The organism is Populibacterium corticicola (genome assembly GCF_042683685.1).
Taxonomy (GTDB): Bacteria; Actinomycetota; Actinomycetes; order Actinomycetales; family Cellulomonadaceae; genus Timonella; species Timonella corticicola.
The window spans coordinates 1-520 of the sequence record NZ_JBHUOP010000018.1 but is presented as its reverse complement, the minus strand read 5'-3'; the positions used below and the strand labels follow the sequence as shown (position 1 = coordinate 520).

Annotated in this window: 1 protein-coding gene; it reads left to right on the top strand. The window is 56.3% G+C overall.

Features of this window, described 5'->3' with window-relative positions:
- Nucleotides 1-5: 5 nt before the first annotated feature.
- A partial coding sequence (locus ACFSYH_RS14910) for a flagellin N-terminal helical domain-containing protein (protein ID WP_377468263.1) occupies nt 6-520 on the top strand: 515 nt, incomplete at its 3' end.

The window sequence follows — 520 nt, the reverse complement described above, 5'->3', positions numbered from 1 at the left end:
GTGCGTTGACTGAGACTCACGCGATCCTCCAGCGTCTTCGTGACTTGGCTGTTCAGGGTGCTAACGATTCGAACAATGACAAGGCACGCGCGAACATTGCCACAGAGGCGACCAGCTTGGTATCTGAGCTCGATCGTATTGCGGAGTCCACCAACTTCAACGGTCGTAAGCTCCTTGACGGTGGCGCGGCGGCAAATGGTGGCACCGCCCCGGCGGCCTACAACCTGAACTTCCAGGTTGGTGCTGATGGTGACGCTGCCTCGGCAATCACCGTGAACCTCTCAAGCGCAAACGTTTCCTCGGTTGCAGATGCTCTAACTGTTCGTCAGTACGATACAGCCACCGGTGCCTGGGAAGCAGCAGGGGCGGAAGTGGACTTCTCGACTCATGCTGGAGCACAGGCTTCAATTACCGCGATTGATGCGCAGATTGAGTCTGTCTCGACTGCTCGTGCTGAGCTTGGTGCTTACCAGAACCGGTTTGAGCACACGATCAAGAACATCAACGTTGCAGTGGAGAA